The organism is Streptomyces sp. NBC_00310, from assembly GCF_036208085.1.
In the GTDB taxonomy this organism is placed as follows: Bacteria; Actinomycetota; Actinomycetes; order Streptomycetales; family Streptomycetaceae; genus Streptomyces.
In genome coordinates this window covers 6299021-6316456 of sequence record NZ_CP130714.1, presented here as the reverse complement: position 1 = coordinate 6316456, position 17436 = coordinate 6299021, and the positions used below count along the sequence as shown (strand labels likewise).

The window sequence follows — 17436 nt, the reverse complement described above, 5'->3', positions numbered from 1 at the left end:
CCCACCCACCCACTCTCCGAGCGGCTCACCCGGCCCGCAGGGCCATCGTCATCGCCTCCACGGCCAGCAAGGGCGACACATTCCGGTCCAGCGCCTCCCGGCAGGCCGCGACCGCGTCGATCCGCCGCAACGTCGACTCCGGCGTGCCGCCCCGCGCCATCCGCTCCAGGGCGTCCTGCACCTCGACGTTGGCGAGCGCGACCCGTGCCCCCAACTGCAGGGCCAGCACGTCCCGGTAGAACCCGGTGAGCTCGGTCAGAGCCACGTCCAGGCTGTCCCGCTGCGCCCGCGTGCGCCGCCGCTTCTGCTTGTCCTCCAGGTCCTTCATCACCCCCGCCGTACCGCGCGGCATACGCCCGCCCTGCACCGCGCCCATCGCCGTCTTCAGCTCCTCGGTCTCCTTGGTGTCGACCTCCTCGGCAAGCTGCTTCGACTCCTCCGACGCCGCGTCCACCAGCTCCTGCGCGGCCCTGAGACACCCCCCGATGTCATCGACCCGCAACGGCAGCTTCAGCACGGCGGCCCGCCGCTCCCGGGCCCGCGGATCGGTGGCCAGCCGCCGCGCCCGCTCGATGTGTCCCTGAGTGGCCCGGGCAGCCAGCGCGGCCGCCCCCGGCTCGATCCCCTCCCGCCGTACGAGCATGTCCGCCACCGCGTCCACCGACGGCGTGAGCAGCCCGACATGCCGGCACCGGGACCGAATGGTCGGCAGCACGTCCTCCAGCGAGGGCGCGCACAGCAGCCATACCGTCCTCGGGGCGGGTTCCTCCACCGCCTTCAACACCGCGTTCGCCGACTTCTCGTTCAACCGCTCGGCGTCCTCGACGAGAATCACCTGCCAGCGCCCGGTCGCCGGCGACGTGAACGACTTCCGCACCGTGTCCCGCATGTCATCGGCGAGGATCTGCGCGCCCACCGCCGCCACCGTGCTGACATCCGCGTGCGTCCCCACGAGCGCCGTATGACACCCGTCACAGAACCCGCATCCCGGGCTCCCCCCGAGCGCCCGGTCGGGACTCACGCACTGCAACGCCGCCGCGAACGCCCGCGCCGCCGTCGTCCGCCCCGCCCCCGGCGGCCCGGTGAACAGCCACGCATGCGTCATCTTCGACGCCTCCGGAGGCGCGATCCCCTGCTCCGCCGCCGTGACGATCCCGTCCGCGTCCCGAGCGGCCGCGTCAAGCTGCCCGATCAGCCGCTCCTGCCCCACCAGGTCGTCCCACACGGCCACGCCGCACCGCCTCCGTCCCACAAAGCCTCTCGGTCCCCCATTGTGCGCGCCCCCACCGACAACCAACCCCGCCCCGTGCCTCCTGGCCCCACCCGGCCCGCGTCCCTGCCCGCCACACCGGGCCCGCCGAGAACCGGGGAGAACGGGAGCCAAGGGGGTTGGGGGACTCGGAATGCGGTGAAGGCTTGGACGAAAGGCGACGTCGAGGGGACGACCGTTCCGCTTACCGGCGCGCCCAGGGGTGCCGCTGCGCCCTCCCGTGCCTCCCCGATGGCACGACTACGACTGCCCGCAGCTGAGTACAGGAAGCGGCCGGACGGAGCCTGAGCCGCGCACCATCCGGGCCGCCGGACAGAGCCTGAGCCGCGCACCATCCGGGCCGCCGGACAGAGCCTGAGCCGCGCACAGTCCGGGCCGTCGGACAGAGCGGTGGCATCGGTAGTCATCGGTAGTCATCCGGCGGCAGATCCGCCGCCCGAGACTCGGACGGCACCAGCATGCGGGGCCGCGACCCGCGCCGCCGTCGTTCGCCCCGCCGCGCCGCGCCGCCCACACGCAAAAGGGGCCGTGCCACCGGCACGGCCCCACCCCGGCCCGGCCCGGCCCACCACCGAGGGCGCACCGCACCAAGCAACAGGCTGACGCGTACGAGTACAGCCCCGACCCGACCCACGACCGGCACGCGACGCCGACTCACCTCACCACCGGGGCACCCGCCCCCAGCCGACCCACCCACCGCACGCGAACCCGGCCGCCCACCGCCCGGCTCCCGCCAACTCAGCGGCGGCGCCGCCCCCAGCCCCGCCTGCCATCGGTGTCGTCCTCGCCGTGCGGGCCCAACAGCTCGTCCGCGAGCGTAGGAAGATCGTCCAACGGCGTCTCCTCGGCCCAGTCCGACCGAGGCCGCCGCCGCGGCGTCCCCTCCTCATCGACCTGCGGAAGCTCCCGTGTCCGGCCCTCCGCCCCGTCCGGCCCGGAGCGCTCGTCGCGGAAGTACCCCGGCGGCACCCGGTCCTCACGCACCGGCGGCAGCACGGCCGTCTCATCGGCCGCCCCCGAAGGCACCTGCGGCAACACCGTGGTCTCATCCTCCGGAGCCGCCCCCGAGGACGGCACCGGCGGCTTCGGCAACTTCGCCGTCGTCTCCGAGTCCGCACCCGCCCCACGGGGCGAACCCGACGAACCAGCCCCACCCGGCCCATCCGCCCGCACCGGCGGAAGCACAGCCGTCTCATCCACAGGCCCGCCCGACGCGTTCGTCGGCGTCACGAACGGCGTCGTCACAGTCGCCGCGTCGTCAGCCGTCGAAGGCCCACCCCGCGCAGCCCTACCGCTCCGCGCAGCCTCGGCCCGAGCTCCCCGCTCGGCTTCCGCACCCCGCTCAGCCTCGGCGGCGCGCTCCGCCTCAGCCGCCGCCGCGGCCGCCCGCTCAGCCGCCGCCCTCTCAGCCTCCGCCGCAATCGCGGCCGCCCGCTCGGCCTCCGCCGCGGCGGCCACCCTCCGAGCCTCCTCGGCCCGGAGCAACGCCTCCTCGGCCTTCCGCTGCTTCTCCAGGCGCAGGGCCTCCGCCTCCGCCCGCAACCGCTGCTCCTCCGCGGCCTGCTGACGACGCCGTTCCTCCTCGACCCGCCGCCGTTCCTCCTGCTCGGCCCGGGCCTTCTCCTCCGCGAGGAGCCGCGCCTGCTCCTCCTCGGCACGGCGACGCGCTTCCTCGGCCCGCTGCCGGGCCTCCTCCGCCTGCCGCTCCGCCTCGCGCCGCTGAGCCTCCTCCAGCTCGCGCCGCTTGCGCTCCTCCTCCTCGGCCCGCAGCCGCGCGAGTTCCTCCTGACGCTCCCGCTCCAGCCGCTCTTCCTCGGCCTTCCGCGCGGCCTCTTCCTCGGCCTTGCGCCGCGCTTCCTCCTCGGCCTTGCGCCGGGCCTCCTCCTGCGCCTTCACCTCGGCCTCGGACAGCGGCAGCATCACATCGAGCCGGTGCCGGACAACAGTGGTGACCGCCTCGGGGTCCTGCGCGGCGTCAACGACGAGATACCGCCCGGCATCCGCGGCGGCGAGGGTCAGGAATCCCGCACGCACCCGCTCGTGGAACTCCGCCGGCTCCGACTCCAGCCGGTCCGGCGCCTCGGTGAACCGCTCGCGCGCCGCCTCGGGCGAGACGTCCAGCAGCACCGTCAGATGCGGCACGAGCCCATCGGTCGCCCACCGCGAGATCCGAGCGATCTCCGTGGGAGAAAGGTCCCGCCCGGCCCCCTGATAGGCCACGGACGAATCGATGTACCGATCCGAGATGACGACCGCGCCCCGCTCCAGCGCGGGCCGCACCACGGTGTCCACATGCTCGGCACGATCCGCCGCGTACAACAGCGCCTCGGCCCGATTCGACAACCCGGCGCTCGACACATCCAGCAAAATCGACCGCAGCCGCTTGCCCACCGGAGTGGCCCCCGGCTCCCGCGTCACCACGACCTCGTGTCCCTTGGCCCGGATCCACTCGGCGAGCGCCTCGACCTGGGTCGACTTCCCGGCCCCGTCGCCGCCCTCCAGGGCGATGAAGAACCCGGTCTCGGCGGGAGCCTGAACGGGATCGTCGCCCCCCAGCAAGGCATCCCGCAGATCCTGCCGAAGCGGGACCCCGGACCGGTCGTCGGCCTTGGCGAGCACCCACGCGGCCACCGGCAGCAGCAACGCTCCCACCAGCATCAACGTGAAGGCCGCACCGCCGTGCGCGAACACGAACTTGCCGCTCTCCAGCCGGTGCGGCCCGATGACCGCGGCGACCAGCGGAGCGACGAGCACCGCCAGCGCCACGAACACCCGTACGACGGCGTGCAGATGCTCGGTGGTCCGCGCCCGCCGGAAGTCCTCGGCCTCCTGGTCGAGCAGCGTGTGCCCGGTGTTCGCGGCGATTCCCGCACCGACGCCGGCCAGCCCCAGGATCAGCAGCACGCTCGTGACGTCCGGGGTCAGCCCGGCGGCGAGCAGCGCGACGCCGGTGAAGGCGATCGCGAGAGCGAGCAGCCGGCGCCGTGACAGCGAGGGCAGCACGGACGGCGCCCGACGGATCCCGACGACCACACCGCCCGTCAGCGCGGCGACGAACAGCCCGTACATCACCGGCCCGCCGCCCAGGTCCTTGGCATGCAGCACGGCCACGGCGACAGCGGCGGCGACCGCTCCGGCGACAGCCCCGCACGCGGGCACCAGGAGCGGGATCGCACCCGTACGCCCCTTGTCCACACCGGTGCCGGTCTTGGGCCGGCGCAGCCCCTCGAGCGGCGACCGCGCGCGCGGGGTGCGTGTCTTGGGCAGTTCGAGGAAGGTCACCAGGGACAGCGAGGCGGCGAAGAGCCCGGCGGCGACGTACGAGGCGAGCGCGGCCTGGTGCTGCCCGAACCAGTCGATGCCCGCGCCCAGCAGATTGTTGAGCAGCGCGGCGACGACGAGAACGGCGGCCGCGAGGGGCACGGCCACGAATCCGGTACGCAGCGCCAGGCGCCGCAGCGCGTCCATGTGGTCCGGCAGCGGCCGTACGGTCGCGCCCTCCGGCGGCGGCGCGGGCAGCAGCGCGGGCGCCGCGCTCTCCCGGCAGACCGTCCAGAACCGCTCGGCGACACCGGCCACGAACGCGGTGACCAGCAGCACCGCGAGCGCGTTGTCCGGCGTCCAGTCGATCCACAGGGGCGCGACGATCAGCAGCAGGACCCGCAGCCCGTCCGCGCCGACCATGGTCCAGCGGCGGTCGAGCGGGCCCTCCTGCGCGGTCAGCGACGTGAGCGGCCCGAGGAGTACGGCCCCGAAGAGCAGTGTCGCGAGGGCGCGTGTACCGAAGACGGCCGCGACCGTCAGGGCGACGCCCCGGTATCCGCCCCCGAAGGAGCCCTCGGCGATCGCCGCCTGGAAGGCGAGGAGCACCAGCACGAACAGCGCGAGGACATCGCCCACACCGCCCACGAGTTGTGCGCTCCACAACCGTTTCAGCTGCGGCCTGCGCAGGAGCGCCCGCACGGCGCGCTCCCTGGAATCGGCCGCCAGGGCGTCATCGGAGGCCGGGTTGTGGGCCGTAGGCTGCTCGGCTCGCATCATGCTTTCAGCCTATCGGCACCCACCGACACTCCGAAGCAGCGCCCGAACGCACGCACGCCGCACCACGAAGTCACACAAAACCCGCACACATTCAGCAAATCCAGGGCGAAGATTTCAGCCACGTCGAAGTGCGGCCGAGCAAGGGGCACGGGGCACTGCGCGACCAGCCACAACCAACCAGCAGCCGCGAGAGCACCCGCACCCCCGAGCTACTAGGAGCCTTCCCCAGCCGCCGTCGCCTTCTTCGCGGCCACCTTCTTCGCAGGAGCCGCCTTCTTGGCCGCGGCGGTCTTCGAAGTCGCCGTCTTCTTCGCGGCGGTCTTCTTGGCCGGCGCGGCCTTCTTCGCGGCGGCCTTCGTCGCCGTCTTCGCCGTCTTCTTCGCGGGCGCCTTCTTGGCCGTCTTCTTGGCGGGAGCCTTCGCCCGCTTCTCCGCGAGCAGCTCGAACCCACGCTCGGGCGTGATCGTCTCCACGCTGTCCCCGGACCGCAGCGTCGCGTTGGTCTCGCCGTCGGTGACGTACGGCCCGAAGCGGCCGTCCTTCACCACGACCGGCTTCGCGCTGACCGGGTCCTCGCCCAGCTCCTTCAGCGGCGGCTTGGCGGCGGCCCGCCCGCGCTGCTTGGGCTGGGCATAGATCGCCAGCGCCTCTTCGAGGGTGATCGTGAAGAGCTGGTCCTCGGTCTGCAGCGACCGCGAGTCCGTGCCCTTCTTCAGATACGGCCCGTAGCGGCCGTTCTGCGCGGTGATCTCCTGCCCCTCGGCGTCGGCGCCGACGATCCGCGGCAGCGACATCAGCTTCAGCGCGTCGGCCAGCGTCACCGTGTCCAACGACATCGACTTGAACAGCGAGGCCGTGCGCGGCTTGACCGCGTTCTTGCCGGTCTTCGGGGTGCCCTCGGGGAGCACCTCGGTGACGTACGGGCCGTAGCGGCCGTCCCGGGCGATGATCTGGTGACCCGTCGCCGGGTCGGCACCGAGCTCGAAGTCACCGCTCGGCTTGGCGAGCAGCTCCTCCGCGAGCTCGATGCTCAGCTCGTCCGGGGCCAGGTCCTCGGGCACGTCCGCCCGCTGGTGCCCCTCGGAGTCCTTCTCGCCGCGCTCGACGTACGGGCCGTAGCGGCCGACGCGCAGCATGATGCCGTCGCCTACGGGGAACGACGAGACCTCGCGGGCGTCGATCGCGCCCAGGTCGGTGACCAGTTCCTTCAGACCGCCGAGGTGGTCCCCGTCACCGTTGCCGGCCTCGGCCGCCGTGCCGTTCGCACCCGTGCTCTCGCCGAAGTAGAACCGCTTGAGCCACGGCACCGCCTGGGCCTCACCGCGCGCGATGCGGTCGAGGTCGTCCTCCATCTTGGCGGTGAAGTCGTAGTCGACGAGCCGCCCGAAGTGCTTCTCCAGCAGATTGACCACGGCGAAGCTCAGGAAGGACGGCACCAGGGCCGTGCCCTTCTTGAAGACGTATCCCCGGTCGAGGATCGTGCCGATGATCGACGCGTACGTCGACGGGCGACCGATCTCGCGCTCTTCGAGCTCCTTGACCAGCGACGCCTCGGTGTAGCGGGCCGGGGGCTTGGTGGCGTGCCCGTCGACCGTGATCTCCTGGGCGGAGAGCGCGTCCCCCTCGGCGACCTGCGGCAGCCTGCGCTCGCGGTCGTCCAGCTCGGCGTTCGGGTCGTCGGCGCCCTCGACGTAGGCCTTGAGGAAGCCGTGGAACGTGATCGTCTTGCCGGAGGCGCTGAACTCGGCGTCCCGGCCGTCGGAGGCGGTGCCACCGATCTTCACCGTGACGCTGTTGCCCGTCGCGTCCTTCATCTGGGAGGCGACCGTCCGCTTCCAGATCAGCTCGTAGAGCTTGAACTGGTCGCCGGTCAGGCCGGTCTCGGCGGGCGTGCGGAAACGATCGCCCGAGGGACGGATCGCCTCGTGCGCCTCCTGCGCGTTCTTGACCTTCCCGGCGTACGTGCGCGGCTGCGCCGGCAGGTAGTCGGCGCCGTACAGCTGGGTGACCTGGGCGCGGGCGGCGGCGACGGCGGTCTCGCTGAGCGTCGTGGAGTCCGTACGCATATAGGTGATGAAGCCGTTCTCGTACAGCTTCTGCGCCACCTGCATCGTCGCCTTGGCCCCGAAGCCGAGCTTGCGCGAGGCCTCCTGCTGGAGCGTGGTCGTACGGAAGGGGGCGTACGGCGAGCGGCGGTACGGCTTGGACTCGACGGAGCGGACCGAGAAGCGGGTGTTCTCCAGGGCGGCGGCCAGCGCGCGGGCGTCTCCCTCGTCCAGGTGCAGGATGTTCGCGCCCTTGAGCTGCCCGACGGAGTCGAAGTCGCGGCCCTGGGCGACGCGGCGGCCGTCGACGGACTGCAGGCGGGCGACCAGCGCCGACGGGTCGGAGGCGTCGCCGGCGCGGCCGGTCGCGAAGGTGCCGGTCAGGTCCCAGTACTCGGCCGAGCGGAAGGCGATCCGCTCGCGCTCCCGCTCCACGACGAGCCGGGTGGCGACGGACTGGACGCGGCCCGCCGACAGCCGCGGCATGACCTTCTTCCACAGGACCGGCGAGACCTCGTAGCCGTAGAGGCGGTCGAGGATGCGGCGGGTCTCCTGGGCGTCGACCAGCTTCTGGTTCAGCTCGCGCGGGTTGGCGACGGCGGCCTGGATCGCGGCCTTGGTGATCTCGTGGAAGACCATCCGCTTGACCGGGACCTTGGGCTTGAGCACCTCCTGGAGGTGCCAGGCGATGGCCTCGCCCTCGCGGTCCTCATCGGTGGCGAGGAAGAGCTCGTCGGATTCCTTCAGCAGATCCTTGAGCTTCCTGACCTGGGCCTTCTTGTCCGCGTTGACCACATAGATGGGCGCGAAGTCGTGCTCGACGTCCACGCCGAGCCGGCGCACCTCGCCGGTGTACTGCTCGGGCACCTCCGCGGCGCCGTTGGGAAGGTCGCGGATGTGCCCCACGCTCGCCTCGACGATGTAGCCGGGGCCGAGATAGCCCTTGATCGTCTTCGCCTTGGCAGGCGACTCGACGATGACGAGTCGGCGGCCGCCCTTCGCGGTCTCGCTGGTCGGGGACAACTTCGCTCTTCTCTCCGGTCGACGCTGGGTTTCCCCAGGCTTGCTTCCCGGGGCGGGCGCCCCCGGAAGCCGTTGCCTCGCACGGGGCTCGGCGGTCGGCCCGGGGTCGGGTCATGCTGACGCTGCGGAGTGTGACGGTACATCCCGCCCCCGTGTCAAACGGGAAAAGCCCGCAACGGCCACTCGAACGGTAACCCGACTACCGCCATTCCTGCCGCCCGGCGTCTTCAGCGATCCGTTCGGGCCGATGCGGAGCGTCACATCCCGGTTACCCGCAGGCTCTCCGGCCCCGGCTCCCCCGGCCCGCTCAGATCCGTGTGAAGCACCACGCGCCGAGCGCGAGGGCGGTGACCGCCGTGACGCTCGCGAACGTCGCCGACATCACGGGACGCACCCCTTGGGCGACCGGCTCGCCCTGGCGCAGCCGCCTCGCGGTCCACAGCAGCAGCCCGCCCCCGAACAGGGCGAACACCACTCCCACGAAGATCGCCGGTCCGCTCTCCATGTCCCGTCCTCCCACCCCTCGGTTCCCCGGGACGGGAGGCTGGCACGGACGGGAAGCGGGCGTGCGAACCTGAGGTGAACGCGAGGCGTCCGGGCGCGGCCGGGGCCTCAGACCGAGCCGGGCGTGGGTATCTTCCCGGTCGTCTTCGACACATCGGCGTTGCGCACCGTGCACACCACCTTGCTGAAGCCTTTCTTCCATTCCTCTTCGTCGGACACCCATCCCGACACGATCAGGTCAGCGCCGGGGGCCCAACTCGTCTCGAACCTGTTGGTGCACAGCTTTCCCCCTTCGGCGAGGGCTCCGTCGAAGGTCATGTTGGCGGGCGCCTGGACCGAGCCGACGACCTGGTCGGTGTGCGCTTCGGCACAGTCGGTCAGCGGGGCGTCGTACCCCTCGTCCCTGGTGGTGTAGTCCCAGCAGTCGCCGACGGCCATCTGAGTGGGCCACAGATTCATGCCCACGTCACGGAGTCGGCCCACCTCGCCGCCGATCGGGACATGCCGGCCGAGTACGAGACATGCCGTACCGCCCTTGGCCGCGGTGAAGCCCTCCTTCGTCGGGACGAGCGCGTAGACCCCCGCGTCGGGCAGGGCCTCGGCCAACCGGCCGGCCTGGCCCGCGCAGCGCCGCGATCCGTCGGCCCTGGCGTCCGCGTGGTCCGACGCCGTCTCCACCGCCACCACCTGGCCGTCCGGCCAGTCCTCGTCGCAGTCCACCACGCCGAGGTCGGGCACCGACTTGAAGGCCGTCCCCGTCCAGACCGCCTTGACGCAGTCCCCCACCTCCAGCGCCTTCTTGAGGGCCGCCTGCTCGCCGTAGGGATACTCCGACCCCGGCGGCGACACGAGCACCTCCGGGGTGTCGGAGGGCTTGGGGTCCGGACCGCCCGTCAGGTTCACCGCGGCCCAGGTCCCGCCGCCCGCCACCAGCAGCACGGCGACCACGATCGCGAGGATCGCCGCCGCGGGCATCTTCCGCTTCGGCGCGCCGGGCGGCGGGCCCCCGGCCGTGAGGGTCGGGAGCCCGGCGTACCCCGGCGGTTGAGCCCCGCCGCCCCCGTACGGCGTCGACGGGTTGGCCGCGTACGGCAGCGACTGACTGCCCACGGTGCCGCTGTACGCCGACGCCTGACCGCCGCCGTACGGCGTGGGCCGGCCGCCCGGTGTGCCTCCATAGGGCGTGGACGGGCCGCCCCCGTACGGGTTGTAGCTGTCGTAGGGACTCCGAGGCTGCTGCCCCTGCTGCCCCTGCTGCCACAGGTCGTACGGTGACGGCCCGCCCGGCGTGGGCGGGCCGCCCGCCGGGGTGTTCGGGGTGTTCGGCGCGGAGGGTGCACCGGGTGTGTGCGGGGCCCCCGGAGTGTGCGGTGCGTACGGCGTGTGGGGTGCGCCCGGCGTGTTCGGCGTGCCTCCCAGACCGTGCTGCCCGGCGGCCACGTACCCGGGCGGCGCGCTCCCCACGTATCCCGGTGGCGCACCGGCGCTCGCGTGACCGCCGGGCGTACCGGGCGTGGCAGGAGTGCCTGGAGCCGGTCCGAAGCCGCCGGGCGCCGAAGCGGGGGTGGCTCCCCAGCCCGGCGGGGTGGCTGCGCCGCCCGCGTCGGCGACCCGCTCCAGGCCGCGCGCCACCGCCTCCGGTGACAGCCGGCGCACCGGGTCCTTGATGAGCAGGCCGTGCAGAACGGAGGCCAGTTCCCCGGCGCGGACGGGCGGCGTCGGCTCCTCGCCGAGCAGCGCCGTGAGCGTCGCGTACTCGCCGTGGCGGTCGAAGGGCCCGCGCCCCTCGACCGCGGCGTACAGCGTGGCGCCGAGCGAGAACAGGTCGGCGGCCGGTGTCGGCGGCTCGCCCCGCGCCCGCTCGGGCGCCAGATACCCGGGCGTGCCGAGGATGCCGGCGGTGGCGGTGAGCCGGGGCTCGCGGGACTCCGGCTGGAGCGCGATGCCGTAGTCGGTGAGCAGCACGCGGGCGTAGGGGTCGCCCGAGGCGTCGGCGGCCAGCAGGATGTTGGCCGGTTTCACATCCCGGTGGAGTATGCCGATCCGGTGCCCCGCCGTGAGCGCGTCGAGGACGGCGATCCCGATCCGGGCGACCTGCTCGGGCGGGAGCGGCCCCCGCTGCCGTACGACCGCCTGGAGGTCGATCGCGTCCGGCACGTACTCCATGACGATCCACGGCAGGCCGTCGTGGATCACCACGTCGTGGACCGTGGCCACATGCGGATGGCCGCGCAGCCGCGCGGCGTGCCGGGCCTCGCTGCGGGCCCGGGCGATGCGCTGGGCGGGCTCGGTCGCGTCCGTCGGAACGTCGGGCAGGGAGATCTCCTTCATGGAGACCTCGCAGGCCAACTCCTCGTCGTACGCGAGCCAGACCCGGCCCATGCCGCCGGCGCCCAGGGTGCGCAGCAGTCGGTACCGGCCGTTGATGGTCCTTCCCTGGCCCTGCTCCGGCGAAGCCCCCGCCATCGCGATCCCCCGATCCCCCAGAGACAGCGCGTGCCTCCCCCGAGGACACGTCGCATCCGTCTCTTGAAAATAGCTTCGCACGCACCACTGACAGGAGCCCTTTTACGGACCAATCCAGGCAGAGGGGACACTTGCGCCCCAGGAGTACGAACACGCCCCGCACGTCACGGGGACGGGCGCCGCACGGGGTACCAGGACCGTCACCGGACGGTACGGAAATCGTCACCGGGCACGAAGCCCTGGCGCGGCTTTCTCACCGGGTGCCGGGTGCTGGGAACCGCTCTCCGGGCCGGCCCCTCACGTCGGCACGGCCGCTCGTTCGGCACGGCCGCTCGTTCGGCACGGCCGCTCAGGTCGGCACGGCCGCTCAGGTCGGCATCAGCCGCTCACGGAGCCGGTTCGAGGAACCCCTGTTCGACGAGGAGCCGGATCTGGACCGGCGTACGGTCCCGCAGAGCGACGGGGTCCTCGCCGACGAGCTGGGCGATGGCGTCCAGAATCCGCCCCGCGCTGAGCCTGCCGTCGCACACACCGGCGAATCCCGCGCCGACCGTGTCCACCTTCGTGGCCCGGCGCATGCCCCGGTTCTGACGCAGCACCACATGCTCGGGGTCCTCGGCGCCGGGCAGCCCGACCTGCTCCTGGACGACCTCGGCGGTGAGCCGGAAGTGCGCGGTGAGAAGCGCCGCGTCGTCGTTCGCCCGCAGGTAGTCGACGCGCGCGAAGTGCTGCCGCACGGTCTCGCCGAGCGGTTGTTCGACCGGATGCGGCCACTCCTCGACGGTGATCGAGGGCTCGGAGTCCGCGGCGGCCGACTTCCGCAGCGTGATCCACCCGAACCCGACGCCCTTCACCTTCCGCGCCTCGAACTCGTCGAGCCAGGCGTCGTACCGCGCCCGGTACTCGGCCACGTCACCGCGGTGGTCACCCGCGTCCCGCAGCCACAACTCCGCGTACTGCGTGACGTCCTGGACCTCCCGCTGGACGATCCACGCGTCGCACCCGCGCGGCACCCACGACCTGAGCCGCTCCTGCCAGTCCTCCCCCTCCACGTGCTGCCAGTTGGCGAGGAACTGCGCGAACCCGCCCTCGTTCAGCCGCTCCCCCGCCTGCGAAACGAGCGTGCGGCAGAGGTCGTCCCCCGCCATCCCGCCGTCGCGATACGTCAGCCGGGCGCCGGGCGAGATCACGAACGGCGGATTGGACACGATGAGGTCGTACGTCTCGTCCGACCGGACCGGCTCGAAGAGCGAGCCCTGGCGCAGATCGGCCGCCGGTGCTCCGGAGAGCGCCAGCGTGAGCGCCGTGATGTGCAGCGCGCGCGGGTTGAGGTCGGTCGCCGTCACGCGCGTGGCGTGGTGCGCGGCGTGCAGCGCCTGGATGCCGGAGCCGGTCCCCAGATCGAGGGCGGATCCGACGGCCGTCCGCACGGTGATCCCGGCGAGGGTCGTGGACGCCCCGCCCACCCCCAGCACGACACCCTCGTCCCGGCTCCCGATCCCCCCGGCCCCACCGACCGCGCACCCCAGGTCGGACACGATGAACCAGTCCTCACCGTCGGGCCCGCCGTACGGCCGCACATCGACGGCGGCGGCGACCTCGTCCCCGTCCTCACCGACGCGAAGGAGCCACCCGCTCTCCACGCACGCGTCGAGGGGCAGCACACCGTCCACGCGCGCGCCTGCGACCGGCTGCTGCAACAGAAACAGCCGCACCAGCGCCTCCAGCGCCGTCTCCCCGCGCGTCGCCCTCAGCGCCGGCACGACCTCACTCCGCGCCAGCGCCGCGTACGCGGAGGCGCCGAGCAGCTCGAGCAGCCCATCAGCGGTGAATTCGGCACCGATCAGCGCCTCCCGCAGCCGCACAGCGACATCGGACCGGTCAACAGAGGGCAGCGAAGACAACCTGGAGTCACTCACACCGCTCAGCGTAGCCGCGCGGGGTGACCCCACTCGGCTGCGGACAACCGCGCCGCAGGGCAACGACCATCCCCGCCCAGCGCCGGACGCCGGACGCCGGACCGACGGCCCAGTCACCCGCCGCCCGGCGAAACCCCGCTCAGCTCTTGGTCGAAGAAGCCGGCGCGGACGCCGACCCGGGGGTGGTCGCGGACGTGCAGCTCTTCTGCTCGGCCATCGCCTGCCCGACCTCCCCCTTCTCCAGCTCCTTCAGCGCGTCACTCCCGGTCTTGCTCAGCTTCTCCAGCTCGGTGGCAACCCCTTCGAGCCCGTCCGCGAACTTCGCCTGGTCCTTCGTGTTCAGCGCGTCCGACTTCTTCTTCAGCTCGCCGTACGCCGTCGACAGCTGGTTCAGCTCGGCGACCGCGGCCTTCTGCTTCTTCGCGCCGTCCTCGACATCCGGCGCCCCGGCCTTCTGAATGGCCGTCGCCATCGCCTTGTACGCGTCGGAGATGTCCTGGAAGCCCTGGGAGTCGGCCTTCTGCACGTCCGCCGGTGCGCTGTCGTCCGAGGTCTCCTGCTGGATCGAGGCGTTGGCCGCCGCGATCTTCTTGATCTGCGGCTGCACGGAGTCGCAGACCTCCTTGGCCCAGGAGTTCAGCTTGTCGTTCGTCTCGTCGTCGCCGCTGCAGCCGGACAGCGCCAGTACCAGTACCGCACCGCCGGACAGTGCGGCCGCGAGCTTCTTGTTCACCGGATTGGTCCCTTCCATGGCTCTCGGCCCCGGAACATACACGGCACATGGGCGACACCTGTGTGCCGAGCACCCCCAGTGCACCCTTTTGTAACCGTTTGCACCAAGAGAGAGAAGGCTCACGGAGACCGTCGGCACATACGAGGGCGGGCGGGCGGCGCGTCAACACGCGCCGCCCGCCCGCCCCTTGAGCTGGACCCTCGCAGGCCCGGCCGTAAGACCGCCTACGAAACCACCGCTGGATCCGCCGACTTGGCCACCCGCTCGGAGTTGTCTTCGTCACCCACGGCGATCCCGCGCCGCTTGGACACGTACACCGCCCCGACGATCACGGCGATCGAGGCCACGGCGATCGCGACGCGCAACCCGACGCTCTTGTCCTCGCCGTAGCTGAACTGGACGACCGCGGGCGCGATGAGCAGCGCGACGAGGTTCATCACCTTCAGCAGCGGGTTGATGGCCGGTCCCGCGGTGTCCTTGAACGGGTCGCCCACCGTGTCACCGATGACGGTCGCGGCATGGGCCTCGCTGCCCTTGCCACCGTGATGACCGTCCTCGACGAGCTTCTTGGCGTTGTCCCACGCGCCACCGGAGTTGGCGAGGAACACCGCCATCAGCGTCCCGGTGCCGATCGCCCCGGCGAGGTACGCGCCGAGCGCTCCGACCCCGAGCGTGAACCCGATCGCGATGGGCGCCATGACGGCGAGCAGACCGGGCGTGGCCAGCTCTCGCAGGGCGTCCTTGGTGCAGATGTCGACGACCCGGCCGTACTCGGGCTTCTCGCTGTAGTCCATGATCCCGGGGTGCTCGCGGAACTGCCGCCGCACCTCGTAGACCACCGCGCCCGCCGACCGCGAGACCGCGTTGATCGCCAGCCCCGAGAAGAGGAAGACGACCGCGGCGCCCGCGATGAGCCCGACGAGGTTGTTGGGCTGCGAGATGTCCATCATCAGGTTCATCGGCGCGTCTTCGCCGGAGACCTTCTCGCCGACGTCGTTCGCGGCCGTGAGGATCGCGTCGCGGTACGAGCCGAAGAGCGCGGCGGCCGCGAGGACGGCCGTGGCGATGGCGATGCCCTTGGTGATGGCCTTGGTGGTGTTGCCGACGGCGTCCAGGTCGGTGAGCACCTGCGCGCCCGCGCCCTCGACGTCGCCGGACATCTCGGCGATGCCCTGCGCGTTGTCGGAGACCGGCCCGAACGTGTCCATGGCGACGATGACGCCGACCGTGGTGAGCAGACCGGTGCCGGCCAGCGCCACCGCGAACAGCGCGAGCATGATCGACGTACCGCCGAGCAGGAACGCCCCGTACACGCCGAGGCCGATCAACAGGGCGGTGTAGACGGCCGATTCGAGACCGATGGAGATACCGGCGAGGACGACGGTGGCCGCGCCGGTCAGCGAGCTCTTGCCGATGTCCCGTACGGGACGCCGGGTGGTCTCGGTGAAGTAGCCGGTCAGTTGCTGGATCAGCGCGGCCAGCACGATGCCGATGGCCACCGCGACGACCGCGAGGAACCGCGGATCGCCGGCATGGCCCTGGATCGCCGTGTCCGTGACGCCTTCGAGGTCGGCGTACGACGACGGCAGGTAGGCGTAGACGGCGATGGCGACCAGTACCAGCGAGACCACCGCGGAGATGAAGAAACCGCGGTTGATGGCGGACATGCCGCTGCGGTCGGTGCGACGGGGTGCCACCGCGAAGATACCGATCATCGCGGTGAGTACGCCGATCGCGGGCACGATCAGCGGGAACGCGAGCCCGGCGTCGCCGAACGCCGCCTTGCCGAGGATCAACGCGGCGACGAGCGTGACGGCGTACGACTCGAAGAGGTCGGCCGCCATGCCCGCGCAGTCGCCGACGTTGTCGCCCACGTTGTCGGCGATGGTCGCGGCATTGCGCGGATCGTCCTCCGGAATGCCCTGCTCGACCTTGCCGACCAGGTCGGCGCCGACGTCGGCGGCCTTGGTGAAGATGCCGCCGCCGACCCGCATGAACATGGCGATGAGCGCGGCCCCGAGGCCGAAGCCCTCCAGCACCTTCGGCGCGTCGGCCGCGTACACGAGGACCACGCAGGACGCGCCGAGGAGGCCGAGCCCCACCGTGAACATGCCGACGACGCCGCCGGTGCGAAATGCGATCTTCATCGCCTTGTGCGAGACGGCGGTGAGATCTTTTTCGGGCTCTCCTTCCGCCGGTGTCGCTTCCCGGGCCGCCGCGGCGACGCGCACGTTGCTGCGCACGGCGAGCCACATACCGATATAACCGGTGGCCGCCGAGAACGCCGCGCCGATCAAGAAGAACACCGACCGTCCGGCGCGCTGATTCCAGTCGTCCGCGGGCAGCAGCATGAGCAGGAAGAACACGACGACGGCGAATACGCCGAGCGTGCGCAACTGCCGTGCCAGGTAGGCGTTCGCACCTTCCTGGATCGCCGTCGCGATCTTCTTCATGCTCTCGGTGCCCTCGCCCGCCGCGAGCACCTGGCGCACCAGGACCCCGGCGACGGCGAGCGCGGCCAGTGCCACGACGCCGATCACCATGATGATGATCCGGTTGTCGTCGGTCAGCACCGCGGCTGCGAAGTTCGCGGTGTGGTCAAACCTTTGAGGGGTAGAAAGCCCCGCCATTCGTCCTCCTTGACGCTTGGGCTGAGCTCAAGATGTGGACGGATTGTAGGGAGCGGAACCTGATCAAAACAGTGCACGGCAAACGGAATTGGCCTTCACATGCTTCTCAGCAAATGATCCACGCACGGACACATTACTCGAAAGAAGTAACGCCTCAAAGGCATTGACGCTTGATCAAATTATCGCGCGATTGATCGTGAATTCCTTCACGAATTCCGGTGGTCCGATGGACGGTGATCGGAATAAATGCCCAACAAACACGAAGGGCCCTGCTCAGCAGGGCCCTCGCGGTACTACTTGAAGTTGTGAGGATCAGGGCACGACCACGATCGACGGCGTCGTCGGCCAGGTCATGCGGATCAGTCCGCCGTTCTCCCCGGCGGTGACCTCCACGTCGTCGACGAGGCCGCTGATGACCGCGAGGCCCATGTCGTCCTCCTCGATCTCGGCGTCCGCCTCACCGCCGGCGCCCGATGGATCGCCACCGGGGACGGCGTGCGGCGCCTCGTCGCCGACCTCGATGGAGAACTGCTTCTCCTCCTCGATCAGCAACACCCGCACCGGCGCCGAGATGCCACTGCTCTGATGCAGTCCGACGGCACGGGTGCACGCCTCGCCGACGGCCAACCTGACCTCGTCGAGGACGGCCTCGTCCACTCCGGCCCTGCGCGCCACCGCTGCCGCCACCAGTCGGGCGGTCCGGACGTGCTCGGGCAGCGCGCTGAAGCGGAGTTCAACGGTGGCCATGCATCCCCCTCGGAACTACGGGCGTGCTGTCGAAGGGCCGGGCCCACGGGCCCGGTCC

General features: G+C 71.6%; 9 protein-coding genes. All 9 read right to left on the bottom strand.

Translation table 11 applies throughout. The features are described from left to right. Nucleotides 1–25 precede the first annotated feature (25 nt). The 9 genes from OG202_RS27710 to OG202_RS27670 all read right to left on the bottom strand — a co-directional run bounded on the left by OG202_RS27710 (nucleotide 26) and on the right by OG202_RS27670 (nucleotide 17378). Nucleotides 26–1231 (bottom strand): DNA polymerase III subunit delta', encoded by a 1206-nt coding sequence (locus OG202_RS27710; protein ID WP_326579525.1) that lies wholly within the window; start codon nucleotides 1229–1231, stop codon nucleotides 26–28. 777 nt (nucleotides 1232–2008) lie between these two features. Then, nucleotides 2009–5311 carry a dTMP kinase gene (gene tmk, locus OG202_RS27705; RefSeq protein ID WP_328223775.1) on the bottom strand — a complete coding sequence of 1101 codons (3303 nt, stop codon included), beginning with the start codon at nucleotides 5309–5311 and terminating at the stop codon, nucleotides 2009–2011. Nucleotides 5312–5523: 212 nt separating this feature from the next. Then, complete coding sequence (topA, locus tag OG202_RS27700) at nucleotides 5524–8379, bottom strand: type I DNA topoisomerase (RefSeq protein WP_328223774.1); 2856 nt, start codon at nucleotides 8377–8379, stop codon at nucleotides 5524–5526. A gap of 307 nt (nucleotides 8380–8686) precedes the next feature. Then, nucleotides 8687–8884, bottom strand: a complete 198-nt coding sequence (locus OG202_RS27695) for a hypothetical protein (RefSeq protein ID WP_326579531.1) — start codon at nucleotides 8882–8884, stop codon at nucleotides 8687–8689. Between the two features lie 107 nt (nucleotides 8885–8991). After that, entirely contained in the window at nucleotides 8992–11349 is a 2358-nt protein-coding gene (locus tag OG202_RS27690; RefSeq protein WP_328223773.1) for a serine/threonine-protein kinase, read from the bottom strand. A 386-nt stretch (nucleotides 11350–11735) separates the two neighbouring features. Beyond that, on the bottom strand, nucleotides 11736–13268 hold the full coding sequence (locus OG202_RS27685) for a class I SAM-dependent methyltransferase (protein ID WP_327728415.1): 1533 nt from the start codon (nucleotides 13266–13268) through the stop codon (nucleotides 11736–11738). A gap of 139 nt (nucleotides 13269–13407) precedes the next feature. Then, a complete protein-coding gene (locus tag OG202_RS27680) occupies nucleotides 13408–14019 on the bottom strand; it encodes a small secreted protein (RefSeq protein WP_326579537.1) in 612 nt (203 codons plus the stop codon). Nucleotides 14020–14225: 206 nt separating this feature from the next. Beyond that, nucleotides 14226–16631 carry a sodium-translocating pyrophosphatase gene (locus tag OG202_RS27675; RefSeq protein ID WP_327728416.1) on the bottom strand — a complete coding sequence of 802 codons (2406 nt, stop codon included), beginning with the start codon at nucleotides 16629–16631 and terminating at the stop codon, nucleotides 14226–14228. 312 nt (nucleotides 16632–16943) lie between these two features. Continuing rightward, on the bottom strand, nucleotides 16944–17378 hold the full coding sequence (locus OG202_RS27670) for an ATP-binding protein (protein ID WP_326579541.1): 435 nt from the start codon (nucleotides 17376–17378) through the stop codon (nucleotides 16944–16946). Nucleotides 17379–17436: the final 58 nt, after the last annotated feature.